17 protein-coding genes and 1 pseudogene are annotated in these 20,117 nt (G+C 65.4%); 9 read left to right on the forward strand and 9 right to left on the reverse strand.

Going from position 1 to position 20,117, the window contains the following annotated elements; translation table 11 throughout:
• Nucleotides 1-155: 155 nt before the first annotated feature.
• The 7 genes from ACKUB9_RS32645 to ACKUB9_RS32675 all read right to left on the reverse strand — a co-directional run bounded on the left by ACKUB9_RS32645 (nucleotide 156) and on the right by ACKUB9_RS32675 (nucleotide 8,521).
• On the reverse strand, nucleotides 156-440 hold the full coding sequence (locus ACKUB9_RS32645; protein WP_407530603.1) for an exodeoxyribonuclease VII small subunit: 285 nt from the start codon (nucleotides 438-440) through the stop codon (nucleotides 156-158).
• A 179-nt stretch (nucleotides 441-619) separates the two neighbouring features.
• Nucleotides 620-2,215, reverse strand: a complete 1,596-nt coding sequence (gene serA, locus ACKUB9_RS32650; protein ID WP_407530605.1) for a phosphoglycerate dehydrogenase — start codon at nucleotides 2,213-2,215, stop codon at nucleotides 620-622.
• Between the two features lie 611 nt (nucleotides 2,216-2,826).
• Complete coding sequence (locus tag ACKUB9_RS32655) at nucleotides 2,827-3,999, reverse strand: phosphoserine transaminase (RefSeq protein ID WP_407530607.1); 1,173 nt, start codon at nucleotides 3,997-3,999, stop codon at nucleotides 2,827-2,829.
• 82 nt (nucleotides 4,000-4,081) lie between these two features.
• Nucleotides 4,082-5,611 carry an FAD-dependent monooxygenase gene (locus tag ACKUB9_RS32660; RefSeq protein ID WP_407530609.1) on the reverse strand — a complete coding sequence of 510 codons (1,530 nt, stop codon included), beginning with the start codon at nucleotides 5,609-5,611 and terminating at the stop codon, nucleotides 4,082-4,084.
• Between the two features lie 921 nt (nucleotides 5,612-6,532).
• Nucleotides 6,533-7,309 carry an ABC transporter permease gene (locus ACKUB9_RS32665; protein ID WP_407530611.1) on the reverse strand — a complete coding sequence of 259 codons (777 nt, stop codon included), beginning with the start codon at nucleotides 7,307-7,309 and terminating at the stop codon, nucleotides 6,533-6,535.
• 357 nt (nucleotides 7,310-7,666) lie between these two features.
• Complete coding sequence (locus ACKUB9_RS32670) at nucleotides 7,667-7,912, reverse strand: hypothetical protein (protein WP_407530612.1); 246 nt, start codon at nucleotides 7,910-7,912, stop codon at nucleotides 7,667-7,669.
• 384 nt (nucleotides 7,913-8,296) lie between these two features.
• Nucleotides 8,297-8,521 (reverse strand): helix-turn-helix transcriptional regulator, encoded by a 225-nt coding sequence (locus tag ACKUB9_RS32675; RefSeq protein WP_407530614.1) that lies wholly within the window; start codon nucleotides 8,519-8,521, stop codon nucleotides 8,297-8,299.
• Nucleotides 8,522-8,628: 107 nt separating this feature from the next.
• On the opposite strand from ACKUB9_RS32675, the gene ACKUB9_RS32680 reads away from it, so the two are divergent.
• The 9 genes and pseudogenes from ACKUB9_RS32680 (at nucleotide 8,629) to ACKUB9_RS32720 (ending at nucleotide 18,580) form a co-directional block, all read left to right on the forward strand.
• The gene (locus tag ACKUB9_RS32680) at nucleotides 8,629-9,462 is read left to right on the forward strand and encodes a YqaJ viral recombinase family protein (RefSeq protein WP_407530616.1); all 834 of its coding nucleotides are present in this window, start codon (nucleotides 8,629-8,631) and stop codon (nucleotides 9,460-9,462) included.
• The gene (locus ACKUB9_RS32685) at nucleotides 9,446-10,321 is read left to right on the forward strand and encodes an ERF family protein (RefSeq protein WP_407530617.1); all 876 of its coding nucleotides are present in this window, start codon (nucleotides 9,446-9,448) and stop codon (nucleotides 10,319-10,321) included. The genes ACKUB9_RS32680 and ACKUB9_RS32685 overlap by 17 nt, the downstream gene beginning before the upstream one ends.
• Before the next feature lie 10 nt (nucleotides 10,322-10,331).
• Nucleotides 10,332-10,784 carry an HNH endonuclease gene (locus ACKUB9_RS32690; protein ID WP_407530618.1) on the forward strand — a complete coding sequence of 151 codons (453 nt, stop codon included), beginning with the start codon at nucleotides 10,332-10,334 and terminating at the stop codon, nucleotides 10,782-10,784.
• A 616-nt stretch (nucleotides 10,785-11,400) separates the two neighbouring features.
• Entirely contained in the window at nucleotides 11,401-11,955 is a 555-nt protein-coding gene (gene rfbC, locus ACKUB9_RS32695) for a dTDP-4-dehydrorhamnose 3,5-epimerase (RefSeq protein ID WP_410826021.1), read from the forward strand.
• 19 nt (nucleotides 11,956-11,974) lie between these two features.
• Nucleotides 11,975-13,024, forward strand: coding sequence for a dTDP-glucose 4,6-dehydratase (rfbB, locus tag ACKUB9_RS32700; RefSeq protein WP_407530622.1), 1,050 nt, complete (start codon nucleotides 11,975-11,977; stop codon nucleotides 13,022-13,024).
• A gap of 5 nt (nucleotides 13,025-13,029) precedes the next feature.
• Nucleotides 13,030-13,926, forward strand: coding sequence for a dTDP-4-dehydrorhamnose reductase (rfbD, locus tag ACKUB9_RS32705; protein WP_407530624.1), 897 nt, complete (start codon nucleotides 13,030-13,032; stop codon nucleotides 13,924-13,926).
• A gap of 10 nt (nucleotides 13,927-13,936) precedes the next feature.
• The gene (locus ACKUB9_RS32710; protein WP_410826023.1) at nucleotides 13,937-14,932 is read left to right on the forward strand and encodes a sugar nucleotidyltransferase; all 996 of its coding nucleotides are present in this window, start codon (nucleotides 13,937-13,939) and stop codon (nucleotides 14,930-14,932) included.
• A gap of 370 nt (nucleotides 14,933-15,302) precedes the next feature.
• Nucleotides 15,303-16,305 (forward strand): annotated as a pseudogene (locus ACKUB9_RS32715) (IS66 family transposase); the annotation flags it as partial.
• 418 nt (nucleotides 16,306-16,723) lie between these two features.
• Nucleotides 16,724-18,580, forward strand: coding sequence for a hypothetical protein (locus ACKUB9_RS32720; RefSeq protein ID WP_407530626.1), 1,857 nt, complete (start codon nucleotides 16,724-16,726; stop codon nucleotides 18,578-18,580).
• A 16-nt stretch (nucleotides 18,581-18,596) separates the two neighbouring features.
• Here ACKUB9_RS32720 and ACKUB9_RS32725 read toward each other — a convergent pair whose 3' ends face one another.
• Nucleotides 18,597-19,400, reverse strand: a complete 804-nt coding sequence (locus ACKUB9_RS32725) for an IS701 family transposase (RefSeq protein ID WP_432760186.1) — start codon at nucleotides 19,398-19,400, stop codon at nucleotides 18,597-18,599.
• Entirely contained in the window at nucleotides 19,348-19,947 is a 600-nt protein-coding gene (locus tag ACKUB9_RS32730; protein ID WP_407530630.1) for a transposase, read from the reverse strand. The genes ACKUB9_RS32725 and ACKUB9_RS32730 overlap by 53 nt, the downstream gene beginning before the upstream one ends.
• Nucleotides 19,948-20,117 lie beyond the last annotated feature (170 nt).

The raw sequence follows: 20,117 nt of genomic DNA on the forward strand, positions 1-20,117 counted from the left end.
AGCTGGCGCAGGTCGCTCTCCGGCAGAGCCCGAAGGTCCCGCGCGTCGTGAACCCGATCAAGGAGGGGGAGGCTGAGCGGTGACACCGAACGATCCTCATGTTCGGAGAAGGGGAGCGCGCCGACGCGGGGTCGGCGCAAGGCTTGAAGGATCGCTCACGCGACGTCGAGCGGGGCCGTGCCGGCGGCGCTGCCGTCCGATCCGAGGGTGATGCGCTGGATGCGCGCCTCGGCGCGCTGCAGCAGCTGCTCGCAGTGACGCTTGAGGCTCTCGCCGCGCTCGTAGATCGCCACCGATTCGTCGAGCGGGACGTTGCCCTGCTCGAGGCGCTGGACGATGCCTTCGAGCTCCTCGAGCGCCTTCTCGAACGGCAGGTCGCCCATCGCGGCCGGGCCGGACGATGGAGCGGCGGACGCGGCATCGGACCGGGCTGCGGTCATCCCATCAAGCTCCCAAGAGAGCGAAGGGTTATGGCGGGGGCGCCAGCCCAACACAACCCCGCGCCATCTCCGGGAGGGCGGCCCTCCGCCCGGGATGGATGTTTCCCGGGCGAGGGCTGCCTTTGCGCCACACTGGTTAACGTATGGCAAGGATCGGCGGCGAGGATCGCCGGCCAGGATCAGAAGCGCACCACCCGGGCGCGCTTCACGTGCGGGATCGCCTCGATCCGGTGCAGCAGCTCCGGCGAGACCGGCTCGTCCACGGCGGCGAAGCAGATCGCGTCGCCCCCGGGCCGGTCGCGGCCGAGATGGAAGGTCGCGACGTTGACGCCGGCCTCGCCCATCAGGGTGCCGAACTGCCCGATGAAGCCCGGCCGGTCGGCGTTGCGCACGTAGAGCATCTGCGGCGCGAAGGCGGCTTCGAGGGCGATCGAGCGGATCTCGACGATGCGCGGCGTGCCGTCCTGGAAGACGGTGCCGGCCGCGTCGCGCGGCATGTCCTCGGCCTCGACCGTGACGTGCAGCACCGAGCCGTAATTGCGCGCCGCGCCGGTGCGGGTGGTGGTCTCGACCACGAGGCCGCGCTGGCGGGCGACCTCGGTGGCCGAGACCATGTTGACCCCTTCGAGGAACGGCCGCAGCGCCCCCGCCACCGCCGCCGCGGTGAGCGCCCGGATGTTCATGCTGGCGACCTCGCCCTCGAAGGCGATGCGGATGCCCCGGATCGGCGCCTCGGTGAGCTGGCCGAGGAAGGCGCCGAGCCGCTCGGCCAGCGCCACGTAGGGGCGCAGCCGCGGCGCCTCCTCGGCCGAGATCGACGGGAAGTTGACCGCGTTGCGGATCGCCCCGTGCAGGAGGTTGTCGGCCATCTGCTCGGCCACCTGCAGGGCGACGTTCTCCTGCGCCTCGCGGGTCGAAGCGCCGAGATGCGGCGTGCAGATCACGTTCGGGTGGCCGAACAGCACGTTCTCGGTGGCCGGCTCCACCGAGAAGACGTCGAAGGCCGCCCCCGCCACGTGGCCCGCATCGAGGGCGGCGCGCAGGGCCGCCTCGTCCACGAGGCCGCCGCGGGCGCAGTTGACGATGCGCACCCCCGGCTTGGTGCGCGCCAGCGCCTCGGCCGAGAGGATGTTGCGGGTCTTGTCGGTGAGCGGCACGTGGAGCGTGATGACGTCGGCCCGCCGCAGCAATTCGTCGAGGTCCACCTTCTCGACCCCGATCTCCACCGCCCGCTCCGGGGTCAGGAAGGGATCGTAGGCGATGACCCGCAAGCGCAGGCCGATGCCGCGGTCGGCGACGATCGCCCCGATGTTGCCGCAGCCGATCACGCCCAGGGTCTTGGCGGTGAGTTCGATGCCGAGGAAGCGGTTTTTTTCCCACTTGCCCGCCTGCGTCGAGGCATCCGCCTGCGGGATCTCGCGGGCGAGCGCCAGCATCATCGCGATGGCGTGCTCGGCGGTGGTGACGGCGTTGCCGTGGGGCGTGTTCATCACGATCACGCCGCGGGCGGTGGCGGCCGGCACGTCGACGTTGTCGACGCCGATGCCGGCCCGCCCGATCACGGCCAGGCGGGGCGCCTTGTCGAGGAGGGCGGCCGTGACCTTGGTGGTCGAGCGGATGGCGAGGCCGTCGTAGTCGCCGATGGCGGCGGCGAGCGCCTCCTTGTCCTTGCCGAGGTCCGGACGCAGGTCGGCGACGAGGCCGCGCTCGCGGAAGATCGCGACGGCGGCCGGCGAGAGGGAATCGGAGATGAGGACGCGCTTCTGGGTGGTCATGGGTTAGGGCTCCGGAATCGAGGGGGCCGGATCCGCCACGGGCTCAACGACGTCCGGAGGTCGGGCGCGGGATCCCCTCTCCCGCGCGGGCAGGGCAATCGCATATGGGAATTTTGTTCTCTCGGGCGTGAGCTGGTCGCAGACTTTTCGAGGGAACACCCAGCTGAAAAGAGTGGAAATTCCTCTTGGCATGGCGGAGCGAGAGAACGCCATTTCCATATGCGATTGCCCTGCCCGCGCGGGAGAGGGGATCCCGCGCCCGACCTCCGGCGGTCCGCCCGAGGCGATCCGGCAGGAATCAGGCGGCCTGCTGCAGCAGGCCGCCTGATTCCTGCCGGATCGCCTCGGGCGGACCGCCGGAGGTCGGGCGCGGGAGAGGGGTAGGGGTGAGGGTCCCGGGAGGGTGCAGCAAGAGGGCGCGACGCTACCCGCAACCAGCATTGAGGTGGACGGCTGATCCTGAGCCGCTCCCCTCACCACGTTCAGTGTCTCACTGCGGCTCCCTCCCGGGACCCTCACGCGGGATCTTCGATCCCCTGCCCCTCTCCCGCACGGGAGAGGGGTTCCCGCGCCCGACCTCCGGCGGTCCGCCCGAGGCGATCCGGCAGGAATCAGGCGGCCTGCTGCAGCAGGCGGGACTTTTCCTGCGCGAAGGCCCAGTCGAGCCACGGCGTGAGTGCTTCGAGGTCCGCCCGCTCGACGGTGGCGCCGCACCAGATGCGCAGCCCCGCGGGCGCGTCCCGGTAGGCGCCGATGTCGAAGGCCACGCCCTCGCGCTCCAGGCCCGCCGCGATGCCCTTGGCCAGCGCCGCCACGGCCTCCGGCCCCCGGCCCGTCACCTCGGGATCGGCGATCACGAGGCAGACGCTGGTGTTCGAGGCGGTGGCCGGCTCCGCCGCGAGGTTGGCGATCCAGGGCGTGCGCGCCACCCAGGCGGCGATCACCGCCGCGTTCGCATCCGCCCGGGCGCGCAGGGCCGGCAGGCCGCCGATGGCTTGCGCCCAGAGGAGCGCGTCGATGTAGTCCTCGACCGCCAGCATCGAGGGCGTGTTGATGGTCTCGCCCTGGAAGATGCCCTCGATCAGCTTCCCCCCCTTGGTCATGCGGAAGATCTTCGGCATCGGCCAGGCGGGCGTGTGGCTCTCCAGCCGCGCCACCGCGCGGGGGGAGAGGATCAGCATGCCGTGCGCGGCCTCGCCGCCCAGCACCTTCTGCCAGGAGAAGGTCACGGCATCGAGCTTGGCCCAGTCGAGATCCTGCGCGAAGGCCGCCGAGGTGGCGTCGCAGATCACCACGCCCTCGCGGTCGGCGGCGATCCAGTCGGCATCCGGCACGCGCACGCCCGAGGTGGTGCCGTTCCAAGTGAAGACCACGTCGCGGGTCTTCGTGTCGACCCGCGCGAGGTCCGGCAGCTGCCCGTAGGGCGCGGTGATCACCTGCGCGTCGAGCTTGAGCTGCTTGACCGCGTCGGTGACCCAGCCTTCGCCGAAGGATTCCCAGGCCAGCATCGCGACCGGGCGGGGCCCGAGCATCGACCACATCGCCATCTCCACCGCCCCGGTGTCGGAGGCCGGCACGATGCCGATGCGGTACTCGTCCGGCACCTGCAGCACGGCGCGCGTGAGATCGATCGCCTGCTTCAGCTTGGCCTTGCCGAGCTTGGCGCGGTGGGAGCGGCCGAGGGGCGCGTCCGAGAGGGCGGCGGGGGTCCAGCCGGGGCGCTTGGCGCAGGGTCCGGACGAGAAGAAGGGCGCGCGGGGACGCGCGTCGGGCCGGGTCGTCATGCTGTCTCCATCCTTCCAGATGGGCGCCTCTCGGTGGGGAGAGGTGTCCCGCCGCCGGGAATGACGCAGCGGCGGGCGCAGGTCAAGCGGCGGCGGCGAAGCGCAGGCCGTGCCGGTCCGCGTAGGAGCCGAGCAGCCCGGCCTCCTGGTCGGGGAGGGCGAGCGCCACGTGGCCGTCCGGCCGCACCAAGTAGGCGGCGTCGCGCGACAGCCCGGCCGCCTCGGCCGCCGGGCCGTGCGGCAGGACGTGGAGCGGCAGCCCGAGATCCGCCGCCTCGGCGGTGAGCCCGTGGCGGGCGCGGCCGTAGACGTGGAGCTGCCAGGCGAGGGCCTGGAGCGGCGCGAAATTGTCGCCCTCCGGCGCGGGCGCCCAGGGCAGGCGGTCGCCCCCGCGCACCTCGCCGGCGCGGCCCTCGCTCAAGGGGCTGTCCGGGTAGGCGATGCGCACCTGAGAGACGATCTCGAACATCATCCGGCGGGTGACCCGGAAGCCCCAGAGGAGCGGCATGAGGTGGGGCAGGAGCCACGTGCGCAGCACCTGATGGCGCAGGCCCTTGCCCACCACCGCCTGAAAGGCCCGGTCGGTGGAGGCGACGAGCTGGCGGGCGAAGGCGATCCGCTCCGGCTCGTAGCTGTCGAGGAGGGCCGGCGTCGCGAGGCCCTGGCGCACCACGGCGAGCTTCCAGGCGAGGTTCACGGCGTCGCCGATGCCGGTGTTCATGCCCTGGCCGCCCGCCGGGCTGTGGATGTGCCCGGCATCGCCCGCGATGAAGCAGCGGCCCGCCCGGAAGCGGGCCGCCACCCGGTGGTGCACGTGGTAGGTCGAGAACCAGTTCACCTGCGCCACGCGCAGGCCCAGCAGCGCCTCGGCCGAGGGCTGCACGTCCGCGAAGGCGAGGTTCTCCCGCCCGACCAGGGGAGGGGGCACGATGCCGATCAGCCGGTGCATGCCGCTGGAGCGCACCGGCATCACCAGCCCGAGGGCGTCCGCCCCGAGATTGACGAAGACGTCGTCGCCGGGTTGCTCCGCGAGGCGCACGTCCGCGACGTAAAAGATCTGCGCGTAGGTGCCGCCCGGGAAGTCGAGCCCGAGCCCCTGGCGCACCCGGCTGCGGGCGCCGTCACAGCCGCAGAGATAGGGCGTCTCGCAGGTCTCCCGCACGCCCCCGCGGTCGAGCACGGCGGCGACGCCTTCGTCGTCCTGCGTGAAGCCGGCGAGCTCCGTGTTCCACTCCACCCGCACGCCGGCCTCCGCGAGCGCCGCGACGAGGAAGCGCTCGTGGTCGTCCTGGGCAAAGCAGAGCATGAACGGGAAGGGGCTGATGCCCTCGCCGAGATCGGCGAAGCTCACCGCGGCCGCCTCCGCGCCGCCCTCCCGCAGGTGGACCGCGCCCATGCGGATGCCGCGCGCCACCACCGCGTCGGCGAGGCCGAGCTGCTGGTAGAATTCGAGCGTGCGGGCGTGGACCACGAGGGCGCGGGAGGCTTCGCCCGGTCCCTCGCGCCGGTCGATGATCCGGACCGGAACGCCGTGGCGGGCGAGCCGCAGGGCGAGGACGAGCCCGGTCGGGCCCGCGCCCGCGACGAGGATCGGGGAATCGGTCGAGGCCATGCGCGTACCCTCCTGGGGCGCATCGTATGGGGCGTTGGCCGTCTTGCAATGGCGGGCGGCTCTGGTTCGGGGAGGTTGGCACTTTGAGCGATATAAAAAGGGGAACGCTGGCCGGAAAATGAGCGCGTGAACGGCCACTTGGCTCGGGTTCGTGGGCGCCCAATTTCGGGGCATTTCGCTCAAAGCACCAGAACAAATCAGGAACAAATTTCTGACGCTCAGCCCGCCTCCGATGGCGCCGCGGCCCGGGGTAGCTCGCTGGGTTGAGTCTGAGTGACGGTTGCATCACGCCGCGTGGGCACCGGTCGCCAGCCGCTCTTCCAGGATGGCTGTGGGGCGGGTTGGCGGCGTGGAGAGGGACAGCTCCTCACGCACGGTGCGGTTCTGGGGTTTGCCCTGGCGGCTTCTGGATGCTGCCGGGGCGTGACCACGGATGAGATCGGCACAGACGAGGGTGAGGGTTGTGGGCGGAAGGCAGGCAGGCGGGCTTCCCTGAGTCCGGGGCTATGTCCGGCATACGGCGGCTTGGTGACGGGCGCTGGGCCGACGTGTGCCTGAATGGTGCGCGGCGCTTTATCGACCATCTGGCCTTGCTCGGGCATCTTCGGTTCCGACGCAACACCATGGGGGCAGGTTAAGGGCCGCGTAGGACCCAAACGAAATGGCCTCTGGCAAACTCACAGAGGCTTGCCGACCTCCTTAGCTAGCGATGGCGCGAAGCAACCGATTTAGATGAGCCCAGCCTTGTGACGGCCAGCGCCAAGTTCGAAGTGGGCCAAGGCGGCCTGCTGATTGGGCTAGAGGCAGAGCTGCTGCCCATAGTCCAGCGATCGGTGAGCCCCTCAGAGCGGGGCTCATTGAAACGGCGGATCCAGGACAAGCATAGCTCTTCCCTGACTAGGCATAGCTGCTCTGGTGGCGTCAAAGCGATTTTTTCGTTAATGTTTTTTCCCAGATTAGCCCAATAAGAAGTAGAACACCACCTGACATCATCAAGTACAGCGGGGATGCGTTCTCGCCGTGACCTGGATAATAGGCGGAACGGAACCACATGATCGCGTTGGTCATCGGGTTCCACAGGAAGGCGTCATACAGCTCCTGCGGCATCCCATCTGGAACAAAGAAGACACCGCTTAGAGCATACATAAGGATGATAATCAGCGAAAATCCAACGGCGTAGGGTGGAAATAATATCACAATGTTTGCGTTAATGAAACCCATTCCTAAAGCGAACAAGAAGGTACCGCACAGAGCCGCGACGGCTGTCGCTGGGTGTTCAGGAATCGGATCAACTCCAACTGCAAAAAGAATCAGCATCGTAAGCGCGACACTTGCAGCAAGGTTCAGAACTTCGACGGCAGCGCGGGACAAGCAAATGTCTAGAAACTTGACATCTGGGAATGAGAGCAGCGGCCGATTCGTTACGATACCCTCCATCATCTTACGGCTTAGATAGATGAAGACAACCATCGGCGCCATGCCAGTAAAGATAAACTGCACCAGACTATCGCCCAGCGGTGCCGGCATGTGCCGTATCGCCATCGTTGCGACGATGATCATGACGTGAGCAGTCGGCCAGAGCACTACGACGAGGTTACCCCAGATCGTGCGGCCGAAGCGCGTACGCATGTCGCGCAGCATCAGGGCGCTGAGCACCTGTAGCTGTACGTCCAGAGGAGACGGCTTGCTGTGGTTCATCCGGCGCTCTCCGGCGACTGCGCGATAAAAGAATGGGTGGATCTGCGGTGTGAGTTCCGGGCATCGGACATGAACGACATTTGTGACCGGCGCAGGGCCGTCTCAGAATCGCGTCAAGGCGGCGGGGCCCGATCCCCGCGTTGCATCGCCCTCCCGTGTGCCAAAGCGCCGGGCTACCCGACATCTACGCACCGCAGGATGCCCTGCTCTCAAGGGCCCTCCCTTTCGCGCGGAAGCCGTTCCTACCGAGGAACCGCAAGGCGTAGAGAATCACGGAAACGAGCTACATCGCCATACGCCGCGAACGGACCCAAACTGACCATGACACCGGCGAAGTGCAGAGGTGCTCGGGGTTCCCTAGCCCGAGCACCTGCAATGCTTCGTCGAGCAGGAGACGGCAGCGCCGAAGGGATCCAGGCGGAAAAGGCGATGCGGCGAATTACCGACGAAGTGCCGCCGCGTCCCACTCCGGTTTGCCGGCGGTATCACTGTGCGGGCGAAGTCGCTGATCTTGAACAGCAGCGGCTCGCCGACCGCCTTGGCGAGCACGTAGGCGAAGCAATTGCCGTTGGTAAGTCCGGCCTTGTGGCGGCCCTTGCGCAATCCAGAACTCCCGGCGCGCTACCTCGCACTACTCGACGGTAATATAGGCTCAATGACGATGCCGGCGCGGCGCGGGAAGGTCTCTGCCTTCCGCATGCCCTCCGGATAGAGCTGCCTTTGGCCACAATCGCGAGCCCACCCAGGTCGCGACACTCATGCGGCAGTTCTCGGCTTCGTGGATGCACCGCGCGAAGGCTTCGGCTTCCAGCTCTGGGTATAGCTGGCGGACAGATCTGGCAAGCACATCAGACCCAGACACGTATAAACTCCATGAGCAGCGCATCATTGGACTTGCCGAAAATCAAGAGACAAGATCATATTCGCCTCAATCTACTGATTTCAATCCATTCATACCTCCACATGAACATTAGAAGACTGTCATGCTCATTTTCGTCTTCTAACACCTTCACCTCCGCCGTTTTCTGGTAGAAATTCAACTCCTGCATTCTCCAGCGCAAGCTTGATTGCTGAGATCACTTCGAGAGAAACCGCACGTCTTTCTTTCTCGTAATCAACTATTGTTGACAATCCTAGCCCAGAAGCTTGAGCCAATTCCGATTGAGTCATTCTAATCAGCGCGCGGGCTGCGCGGGCAACTGCGGGGGACATGTTTTTCAACAAAAAATGTTGACAGGAGAGCTAGGCAGGCGTATCAACATAAAATGTTGGCTGCTTCCGATTGTAGTCGGCATCTGTATGCGCCTCAGGAGTGAGCGATGGCTGATCGAGTTTCAGCAAAGGCAATAATGCAGGACAGATCTACGTTCATTGGCGGCTCGGATGCACGTGTCATAATGGGTAATGACCAAGGGGCTTTGTTGCAGTTATGGAAGGAAAAGAGAAGCGAAAGTGATCCAATCGATCTGAGCGATAACCTCATTGTTCAACTCGGCAACGCAACTGAGAGTTTGAATCGCCAGTGGTTCGAGCGGCGGACTGGGCGAGCTGTGATTTCCGTGCAGCAATTCGCGCGTCATCCCTCCCACGCCTGGATGGGCGCTACCCTCGACGGTCTGATACGAAACGAGAGTGCCGTTTTCGAAGCCAAGTTCATGCTGCCATGGGCCTTCAGCGAGGAGGCGGCCGCAGACAAGCACATGGCCCAGCTCCAGCACAACATGCTCGTCACCCAAACTCGCCGCGCGTACCTCTCTATCGTGACCGGCGGCGGCAAGTGGGTGCTGATCGAGGTCGAGGCGGATCCTGTCTACCAGACCGTGTTGCTGCAGGTGGAGCGCATCTTCTGGCGTTGCGTGTGCACCGGCGAAGTGCCGGAGGTTTTTGGGGCCCAGGCTCCGAAAGCGAAGCTGCCGGTCGTGCGCGTCGTCGACATGACTACGTCGAATGCCTGGGCGGAGTACGCGGCGGTGTTCGCACGGACACGCGGTGCACACGCGGAACACGAGAGCGCCCGGGCAGAGCTGAAGGCGATGGTACCAGAGGACGCGAAAGAGGCCGTCGGCCACGGATTGCGAGCCAAGCGCTCGAAGGCGGGATCGATCAGCTTCGAGCTGATGGAGCAGGGAGGCCAGCATGCGCCTGTCCAGTAGCTCCATCGGCCAACTCGCGGGAGCTCTGGCCAAGGCGCAGGCTGAGCTCACCAATCCAGTTAAGAGCTTGCCGGCCACATTGGACGAATCTGGAAGGGGAGGGGGCAAGTCGTACCGGTATGCGCCGCTTTCGGCTGGTCTCGATATCGTGCGGAAAACGCTCAGCCAACATGCGCTTGCAGCAGTTCAGACGACCTATGTGGATGATCAGCAGGGTCTCGTCACGTTGACGACCACGCTGGCCCACGAATCAGGCGAGTGGATCTCAGCGGTGTGGCCGATCTGCCGCCTCTCAGCCCTGGACGATCCGAAGCTCATGGGAGCGGCTTTGACCTACGCGCGGCGCTACGGGCTGTTCACGCTGGTCGGACTGGCCGGGGAGGACGATCTGGATGCACCGCCGGCCCGGCCTGCTCGGCATGGCATCCGCAACCAAGGGCAGATCGATGTCGCAGGCCCTAACTGCGTGCCAGGGCTGAGTGGCGACCAGATGAGCGCCGGCTGGGATGCTGCAGGAACGGCTGAAAGTCTGACCACCCCCCATGACTACACTGAACAAGAGCCAAAACAACGGCTTCGGCTTGAGCGATCACGCACATCACTAGAAACGGTTACCCATGACACTGCAGTGGCGGCGCTTTCAGCTGTCCAGGACGCAGATGCTCTGCTCCGCTGGGCTCGCGAGGCGATGCCTGTGCGGAGGGCATTGAGCGGTGAGGAGCGCGACGCTCTAGACGCTGCGTTTCTGGTGAAGGCCGAAGAGGTTGCCGCCGATCCTGAGGTGCTGGTCGCCTTCAGTGTGCAAGCACCTGCTGGGCCAGATGCCGGCTCTTCCATCTCTGACGCAGCTACGGCCTAGGAGGTGAACGATGCGACGCAAGCCGCCTTTCAGCCGTTGCGAACGCCGTACTCTTCCCGGGAGGCTGCGTGCGGACATCATGCTGCGCCAGGATGGCCGCTGTGCCGATTGCGGCAGCAGGCTGATCATCGGGTTCTTCGTCTTCGATCACCGCCCCCCACTGGCGTTGCGGAGCGCGGATGATGATGCGAACGATCCAGACAGGCTCGCAGCAATCTGCTGGGCGTGTGACCAGCGCAAGACGCGCCAGGATCTAAGGGAAATCGCCCGTGCGAAGCGATTGGCTGAGGCGCACGAGGACCATCTCATGCGCATGCGGGACAAGGTAGCGGGACGTCGAGCACCAACGCGGAAGGAATGGGAGGCATTCGAGAGAGTGTTGAGGCGGCAATCAGAATTCTCGCGGGCCGACAAGGATCCTGAGACGCTATCGGAAGATGCCCCGAACAATCAGCAGCGATAATCCGAACCCAGCTCTGGACGAGAGCGAGTGCGCACCAGAGTTGAGAGTTAGGGGCAAAACCGATTTGCTTGGGCTCGGCAGATGAGGGCACAGGCGAGCGGCATATAGGCCGGTTGGAGGTCAGTGTGGGGCTCGTAGCGGATCGCCAGGCACTAGTACCAGGCCAGCCACGCCAGCGTGCGCTCCACGAACTAACAATAGCGGAACAAACATTAGGCGCCGTCGATCCTGGGGCGGGTGTTCCACGGTGTGAGTTTGCAGGTCGGCAATCCACCGGCAGCGGCGATATTCGAGCGGCTGGGACCGGAGAGAGCATCTTATTGAGGCCAAGTCTAACCTGAGATCACTGACACCCAACTTGCCCCGCTCACCTCTACACCAGTGTTGCAGCCTGGCCACAGTCCATCCATCGTCTGCCTATCCCAGACCTTCTGCGAACGCCTTGGCTTGTCGGCCCAATCGACCGCAAGTAGAGCGCCGGGCAGCCGCCCAATCAGGGCGTCTCCTTGGCCGCGGACTTGCTGATGCCACGATCGTCCGCCAGCAGCCGCGGAGCCGGCGGGGGCCGGCCGCACCGCTCGCGCAGGCGGGGCGTTGACACGGAGGGATGGTGCGCATGCAGGTGGTGGATCAGGCGATCCCGGACGTGAAGCTGGTGATCCCGAACCGGTTCGGCGATGACCGCGGCTGGTTCTCCGAGACCTTCCGGGCCGACATCCTGGCCGACCACGGCATCAGCGACGCCTTCGTGCAGGACAACCAGTCCTTCTCCGCTCAGCCTAGCACGGTGCGCGGCATCCACTTCCAGACCCATCCCCACGCCCAGGCCAAGCTGGTGCGCGTCCTCTCAGGCGCCATCCTGGACGTCGCCGTCGACCTGCGCCGCGCCTCCCCGACCTACGGACGCCACGGCGCCGCCCGGATCGACGCCGAGACCGGCCACCAGCTCTTCATCCCGGTCGGCTTCGGCCACGCCTTCTGCACCCTCGAACCCGACACGATGGTCGCCTACAAGGTCGCGGGCGGCTACTACAGCCGCGCGCACGACGGCGCCGTGCTCTGGAACGACCCCGATCTCGGCATCGCCTGGCCGGTCGCGGCGGACGAGGCGGTCCTGTCCGACAAGGACATCCGGGCGCCCCGCTTCGCCGACCTGCCGCCGCTGTTCTGACGCTTCCCGGAGAACCCTCATGCGCATCCTCGTCACGGGCGGCTGCGGCTTCATCGGCTCGGCCCTGGTGCTCCACCTCGTCCAGGATCTCGGCCACGACGTGCTGACCCTCGACGCGCTCACCTACGCGGCCAACCCGCTCTCGCTCGCGCCGCTCAAGGGCGACGCCCGCCACCGCTTGGCTGAGGCCGACATCTGCGACGCCGAGCGCGTGGGCGCGCTGTTCGAAGAATTCCGGCCGCAGGCCGTGATGCACTTGGCCGCCGAGAGCCACGTCGACCGCTCGATCACCGGACCGGCGGCCTTCATCCGCACCAACGTGGTCGGCACTCAGGTGATGCTGGAGGCTGCCCGCGCCCACTACACCGGTCTCGACGGCACGGAGAAGGAGCGGTTCCGCTTCCTGCACGTCTCCACCGACGAGGTCTACGGCTCGCTGCCGCCGGGCGGCTTCTTCACCGAGGAGAGCCGCTACGATCCGCGCTCGCCCTACTCCGCCTCGAAGGCCGCCTCCGACCACCTCGCCCGGGCCTGGCACGAGACCTACGGGCTGCCGGTGCTGGTGACGAACTGCTCGAACAATTACGGGCCGCGCCACTTCCCGGAAAAACTGATCCCGCTGATGATCCTCAACGCGCTGGAGGGCCGCAACCTGCCGGTCTACGGCGACGGCCAGAACGAGCGCGACTGGATCCACGTCGAGGACCATGCCCGCGGCCTCGTGGCCGTGCTGGAGCGGGGCCGCGTCGGCGAGACCTACCTGCTCGGCGGGCGCGCGGTGCGCAACAACCTCGACGTGGTCAGGACCCTGTGCGCGATCTTCGACCGGCTGCGGCCGGAGGCCGGCCCGCACGAGCGGCTGATCACCTTCGTCACCGATCGTCCCGGCCACGACCGGCGCTACGCCATCGACCCGGGCAAGGCCGAGGCCGAGCTCGGCTGGCGGCCGACGCGCAGCTTCGAGCAGGCGCTGGAGGACACGGTGCGCTGGTATCTCAACCATGCGGAGTGGTGGCAGCCGATCCGCGAGGGCCGCTACGCGGGCGAGCGCCTCGGGCTGACCGGTTGAGCGCCATGAGCCGCCACATCCTCATCCTCGGGGGCGCCGGACAGGTCGGCACCGAACTGCGCGACCATGCCTGGCCCGCCGACGTGACGCTGCACGCGCCGGCCCGCGAGGCGCTCGACATCACCGACGAGGCGGCGATCGATGCGGCCGTCGCGGAGCGTCCCTACGCGGCCGTCATCAACGCCGCCGCCTACACGGCGGTGGACAAGGCCGAGAGCGAGGTCGGCGCGGCGTGGCGCCTCAACGCGCTCGCGCCCGCCTACCTGGCCGCCGCCACTGCGCGGGCCGGCATCCCGCTGGTGCAGGTCTCGACCGACTACGTCTTCGACGGGACCGGCACGGGAGCCTACGCCACCGACGCGCCGGTGCGGCCGCGCAGCGTCTACGGCGCCAGCAAGGCGGCGGGCGAGATGGCAGTGCGCACCGCCAACCCGCGCCACGCCATCGTGCGCACGGCCTGGGTGGTGAGCCCGCACCGGGGCAACTTCGTGCGGACGATGCTGCGGCTGGCGGGCGAGCGCGAGAAGCTGACGGTGGTGGACGACCAGCGCGGCTGCCCGACCTCGGCCGCCGATCTCGCGGCAGCTCTGGCGAAAATCGCGCTGCGGCTCTCCGACGACCCTGCCGCCCCGACCGGCACCTACCATTGCGTGAACGCGGGCGCGACGACGTGGTGCGGCTTCGCCCGCGCCATCATGGCGGGGGCCGAGAGCCGCGGCGCGCGCGGCGTGCCGGTGGAGCCGATCCCGACCTCGGCCTATCCCACGCCGGCCGTGCGCCCGGCCAATTCCGAACTGTCGACCGAGACGCTGACGCGCGATTTCGGTGTCACGCCGCGGCCCTGGCCGGCGGCGCTCGACGACATCCTCGACCGCCTGATCGGTCCGGCGCGCCGGGCCTGAGGAGACCATGATGAAGGGGATCGTACTGGCCGGGGGCTCCGGCACCCGGCTCCACCCGGCCACGCTGTCGATCAACAAGCAGCTCCTGCCGGTCTACGACAAGCCGATGATCTACTACCCGGTCTCGGTGCTCATGCTCGCCGGCATCCGCGACATCCTGATCATCTCCTCCCCCGAACACCTCGACAACTACAAGCGCCTGTTCGGCACCGGCGAGCAGTTCGGGGTGCGCTTCTCCTACGCCCTCCAGCCCCGCCCCGAGGGCCTGGCGCAAGCCTTCCTGATCGGCCGTGACTTCGTCGGCCCCGATCCGGTCACGCTGATCCTGGGCGACAACCTGTTCTTCGGCGCAGGGCTCCAGCAGATGCTCGGGCGCGCCCGGGAGCGGACCCGCGGCGCGACGGTGTTCGCCTACCACGTCGAGCACCCGGAGGCGTACGGGGTGGTCAACCTCGACGCGCAAGGCCGGCCGACCAAGCTGGTGGAGAAGCCCAAGGAGCCCGAGTCGACCTGGGCGGTGACGGGGCTGTACGTCTACGACAATCAGGTGCTGGACATCGCGGCGGNGGTGGTCAACCTCGACGCGCAAGGCCGGCCGACCAAGCTGGTGGAGAAGCCCAAGGAGCCCGAGTCGACCTGGGCGGTGACGGGGCTGTACGTCTACGACAATCAGGTGCTGGACATCGCGGCGGGGGTGCGGCCCTCGGCGCGGGGTGAGCTCGAGATCACGGACGTGAACCAGGCCTACCTGGAGCGGGGCGAGCTGCACGTGGAGTGCATGTCGCGCGGCTACGCGTGGCTGGACACGGGCACGCACGACAGCCTGCTGGAGGCCTCCGAGTTCGTGCGGGTGATCCAGCACCGCCAGGGCATGCAGGTGGCCTCCCTGGAGGAGATCGCCTACCTGCAGGGCTTCATCTCCCGCGAGCAGGTCGAGGCCCGCGGGCAGCTCTTCGCCAAGACCAAGTACGGCCAGTACCTGCTGCGCCTCGCTCGAGGTAGCTAGGATTGAATGAATCAACCTGCCACGCGCAGGCTCAAGGCGTCAGCATAACAGCAAGACAAAGGAATACCCGCCGCAGTCGATACAAAGATGAGACATTGTTAACAGTTTCTGAGTCGAGAATGCGGCAAGTTGGATCGGCACGCTCGGCTAAGCACCGCTATGGACTAGCAGAGAGCTCATGATGAGTTTTTCAACGGCATCCACCAATCATCCGCTACTCTCACCAGAACTGCCAGTACACGGCTCCCGGCTTCTGCAATGTGATTTCTCACGTGGTGCGCCTGACTACGGTGTGAGCCAGTCGAGAGCACCCGGTAGGGGACCTAACGCGCCTCTTGCCCGGCCCCGTCTTCGCTGATTCCGTCCCACGATGGGCCGCAGCGAGCTTGAACGCCTGAGTAGGGAGGAGCTGATCGAGCTGGTGCCGCGCCTGCAGTGCCCTGAGAAGACCTCGCGCACTTCCTCCGAGCCGCCCTCCACCGATCGTAAGGAGCGGCGCGGGTAGGCCAAGCCCGGCGGTGCCAAGCCGGGTCACGAGGGCTACAATCGGGTGATCAGCGGGGTTCTTGATGCGGTCGCCGAGCGTCGTCCAGATCGCTGCTCGTGCTGTGGCGGCGCTCTGCATGGCGATCTTCCCGCCGAGGTCGTCAGCGTCGCCGAGCAGATTGAGCTGCCGGAGGTCACGCCGGTCGTCACTCAGTATCAGCGGCTGGCGGTGCGCCGCCCCTCTTGCGGCGCGCGTGATCGCGCCGGTGCCGCAGGAGGCCCGCGGCACGCCATTCGGCCCCCGGCTGCACGCGGTGGCCACCTATCTGAAGACCTTCCAGGCCCTCTCCTACGAGCGGCTGCAGGCAACGCTGCGGACCTGTTCGGGCTCACGCTCAGTCAGGGCGGGCTGATGAACATGTCCGCCGCGCCCAGGGTTACTCCCGTCAGGGCCGCGAAGCGGTTGTGCCGGCGCTGCGCCGGGCCGAGGTGTCGCCTGCGACGAGACGGGCCTCCGAATCGAGGGCTGCAGCGCCTATCACTGCGTCTTCCGCTCGGCCGAGGCAGTAGTCCATCACACCACCCCGACGCGCGGCGCCGTCGTCGTGCACGCGATGATGGGCGGCCATCGGCCCACGGTGTGGATCTCCGACCGCTACACCGCCCAACAAGGTCACGCAGCCAAGCATCAGACCTGCCTGGCGCATCCGGCGCGCGACGTCGCCTACGCGGTCGATGTCAGCGACGACCCGGTACCTCTTTCCCTGCAGTTCTGGTTGCAGACGGTGTTCGCACTGGCCGAGAGCCGGTCACTGGAGCGGCGGCTGTCCGAGATCCTCGCCGCCCCAAGCCGCTGCGTTCTGACCCGCGATCTGCAGGCACCGATCCGCAACGAATAGGAGACGCTGATCGCTCTCTACCCAGCAAAGTGTTCACCGCCCCACCAAAGCAGGGCAGCATCAATCGCTCGCATGGGCACCCCCACTTGTAAGCTATGCGGTGCCGGGCGAAGAAGCGCGACAGGCCGCTCGTGCTCGCTCGGTTGGCGCACTCTCAGTGCTGGAACTAGCGCTAGGATTTGGATAGATGTCCCGAGTGGCACGAACTCGTGCGGCGATGAGGGCAGCAGCCAACCTCTCTCGACATTCTAGGGGAGGGATATCTTGGCCGTGAGATGAGAGAACCAGCCTCAAACCCTTCGATCGAGACAATCACTCAAACAGGCTCCCAGCGGTTGATTCGCAGCGCCGGTATCGCTGAGCGGAATTCTGTTTCTCCCCCATCCCAGGATTAATGGGCTATACCATGCACGCAGAGATCCGCTTAGATAGGGCGATCCAATTTGACAATGCTGGCCGATTCTTTGTTCGTGGAGATGGAAATCCATATCTGGCCGAGCCTGAAGTTGTTCAAATTGTAGAACTTAGAGTCCTCACGAATGTTATTATACTTGAATTACTCTCAGAGCACGGTCATTTTCGATGCGCCGCCTTCGATGTAAGCGGTCTTTTGATTGCTGACGATCTGAGGTATTTGTCAGGGCAAGCAAAGGAAGACATAGGATTCGCCATTGCTCCATACATCGAAGCATCTTGGGGCGCGCTTGAGACAGACCATGTCGAGACTCTGTCCTCGACCTTATCACCGTTTTCACCGCTGACACCTGAGGCCAGGAGGTTATTAGCGTCATGTGGCGTTAGGCATGCCCGAGCACCTTTTCGGAGGATAATGGTTTACGCCAAGCCAATTGGCATTGACAAAGTTCACGCCCGAAGCCAGTTGTCGGTATTCAACGTCGAACTCGACGTGATACGTGAGCTTTTCAGCATGAAAAGCGAAGTTCTTTTTAGAAATTTAGTGTCAGGCAAAACACTGCAGTTGGAGCATCCTGTCGATAAGACTATGTGCTACATGCGGTACGCTATTTGCATTTCAGATTTTCACACTGCGTATTGTTTTTATTCGGCGGACCGGCAGTCCTCATTCATAGCTGTTTGCTCAGTACATGATACAGTTATTATGGAATTAATACTCCCCAATTCCAATATTGTTTTTAAGAATATGATGGCTGACGAGGTTGTCTACCAAATCAGGACGTACAAAGAATATATAGGCGATGAGCTAACGGATGCCATTCCTATTAACTTATTCGGACGCTTCTCAGAAATAAGGCGCATCGAAGATTGTATCCAGAGCGTTTTGATGATTGTGCGGGAGAAGCACGTAGGGCACCATCTTTGGAACGAATTGGCTGGGATGGACCGTCTCCTTGCAAAGGGGCTTTCGGTTCCGCTGAATGTGGTAGTGTATACCAACTGGGATGGAGAGCCATACGGGCGAATAGAGGACATATTACCTGAGACAACTGGGCTCGTCACCCGCAAGTCCTTTAACTTCGACACCCTCGCTGGGCATGTATACCACACAGGTGCCGTCCCCCTCCGATATACGTCCAAGTATGTCACGCGCTCCCTTGCAGGGCGCCTTGCCAAGGCAAGCACCGCATCAGTAAGCGATGCTGAGAAACTTACGCTAGCAGAAGCAAGGGCATGCGGCCGCACCGTTGTTCTACTCGGCATCAGGCTTCAAGATCGCACTGCCTCAAACGTGTTTGATGTTTTTGCAGAAAGCGTCAAAGTTCTACTTGAAGAGAGAGGTCCGCTGACGGTAGTTGTTGATGGATTCAACACTAGAGATGGGGTTTGCGATCCCGCCTGGGCTGATATGATGAACGAAGAAATTCTTTTCTTCGAGAAACTTCAGGTTTTTGCCAGAAATTTAGATGTTGTACTTGTAAGTACTATCGGGAAAGGCATGTATGAAAGCCTGTTCTGGTCGTGCAACTCTGATTTTTTTGTCTCGATCTGGGGGGCAGGATTGGCCAAATATCGCTGGATAGCGAACAAACCGGGGGTGATTATTTCAAGCCGCTGGAACATTCTCAACAGAACTGATTTCATGATCTATGACAGCGTGGAATTCATGGAGGCCCCGACGCAAGTCGAATACATACCTGTTGCTTTGGTGCATGATTTCATCACAGAAACTACTAAGCTGCCAGAGTTCGCCAATTTCGAAGTTGCCATCGAGGGATGGGCGAACTTCCTCAGAGAGAGCGCTAGTCGGCAACTCGGGCATCAGGGTGGGAATCCATTCGACTAAGCTCGACTTTGGCCATTCACGCGGCGTAGCAGAGGGCGTAGGCCCATGGCGCGGGTAAATCGAAGCGAGGTTTCGTTCGAGCCCGTCGGCGCGGTGAAGTTGCCAAAGCCCGCTCGCGCCAGAACGCGCCCCTCACCGCGGCCAAGGCATCGGCGAAGGTCGGGCGCGGTTTGGGGTACCAGGCCGCTACCGCGAGGCGTCGTCGTTGGCGCGCTGGGAGCCGCGTGGCCAGCAGGGTGACGATTGAGAACAGGGCGAGCAGGCAGGGCGTGGTGCGGGCGATCGCCATGTCGGACCACTGCCGCTGCGTCGCGACGCCAAGATGGCGGCGGACTTCCTGGAAAGTCACCTCGACGCTCCAGCGCTGCACAAACCACGAGACGATCTGGGCGGGCTCGCGCGTCAGATCGGTGCAGAGCAGCGCCTGGGGTGGAACGCGGTTTGCGGGATCGCGGATGAGCACCCAGCGGATCGGTACGACCGGCAGGCCGCCGTGTCGCCACACCGCGGTGCCCGAGACGATCTCAATGGTGCGCGTCCCCGCTCCGTACCAGCCCGGCATCACGACCGCGTGCCACGGCGTGTCTTTGGCCGCGAGGGTCGCGGCGAGCGTCGGCAGCCGCGCTCCCTTGGTGCGTGGGCGTCCGATCGTGCCCGGTCGGCGCGGCGGGGCGGGTTGGTAGAGCGCTGCGTCGAGCCGCAGGCGGGTGATCGCCGTGATGCGGGCGCGGCGCATGGCGTCGAGGAACAGCAAGGCCGAGAAGCCGCTATCGCCAACCAGCACGAGGTCGCGCCCTGGCAGCCAGCGGCGAGCTTGCAAGGCGAGTTGGCGTCCGACCGAGCAACGGCTTGTGGCGACGGCCCTGCTCCTGGCAGGCGCGTTCGGACGGCACCAGCCCCGTGAAGAACGGCAGCGCCCAGACCCGCCCTGCCCATGGGATCGGGGCAAGCAGCATCAGGCTCATCCATCGCAGCCCGCTTGCCTTGACGAAGTGGCTGTCGGAGGAGCGCACCGGATCACGATAGATGCCGCGCGCCCGGATGCGCCGACCCCAGCGCCGCTCGATCGTATCGTCGAGGGCAAGCACCACGGGACCGTGTGGGGCGAACGCGCCGACCAGCCGCGTGAGCAGGATGCGGCTGCCGGAGCGCGGGCACCACGCCGCGCGGTTGAGGATGCGGTGAACGTTGACGAACTGCCGCTCATGCGCCCGGCCCATGATCCGCAGGACGCCCGTCACGGTGCGCCGACCGGGGGTGAGGATGGCGCCAACCAGCAGAAGCTGGGCGTGCCGCCAGGAGCGGTGGACGAACAGCGGCGCGAACGCCAGGATGAGCCCGGCGAAGCGGGCGGGGAGAGCGGGCATGGCGGTGTCTCCTGGCAGGGACGCCACCAGCCTATCCGTCACGCCCGCTTCGTCACCTCACCCCCCCTCGACCGCCCGTCACATTGGCCAAAGTCGAGCTAATACCAACCCTCACTGATCAGAACCCACGGGCCCAGGCGCGCAGGCCGATGGACATGATGCGCCAGGGC

It is taken from the genome of Methylobacterium oryzisoli, assembly GCF_046557895.1.
GTDB lineage: Bacteria > Pseudomonadota > Alphaproteobacteria > Rhizobiales > Beijerinckiaceae > Methylobacterium > Methylobacterium oryzisoli.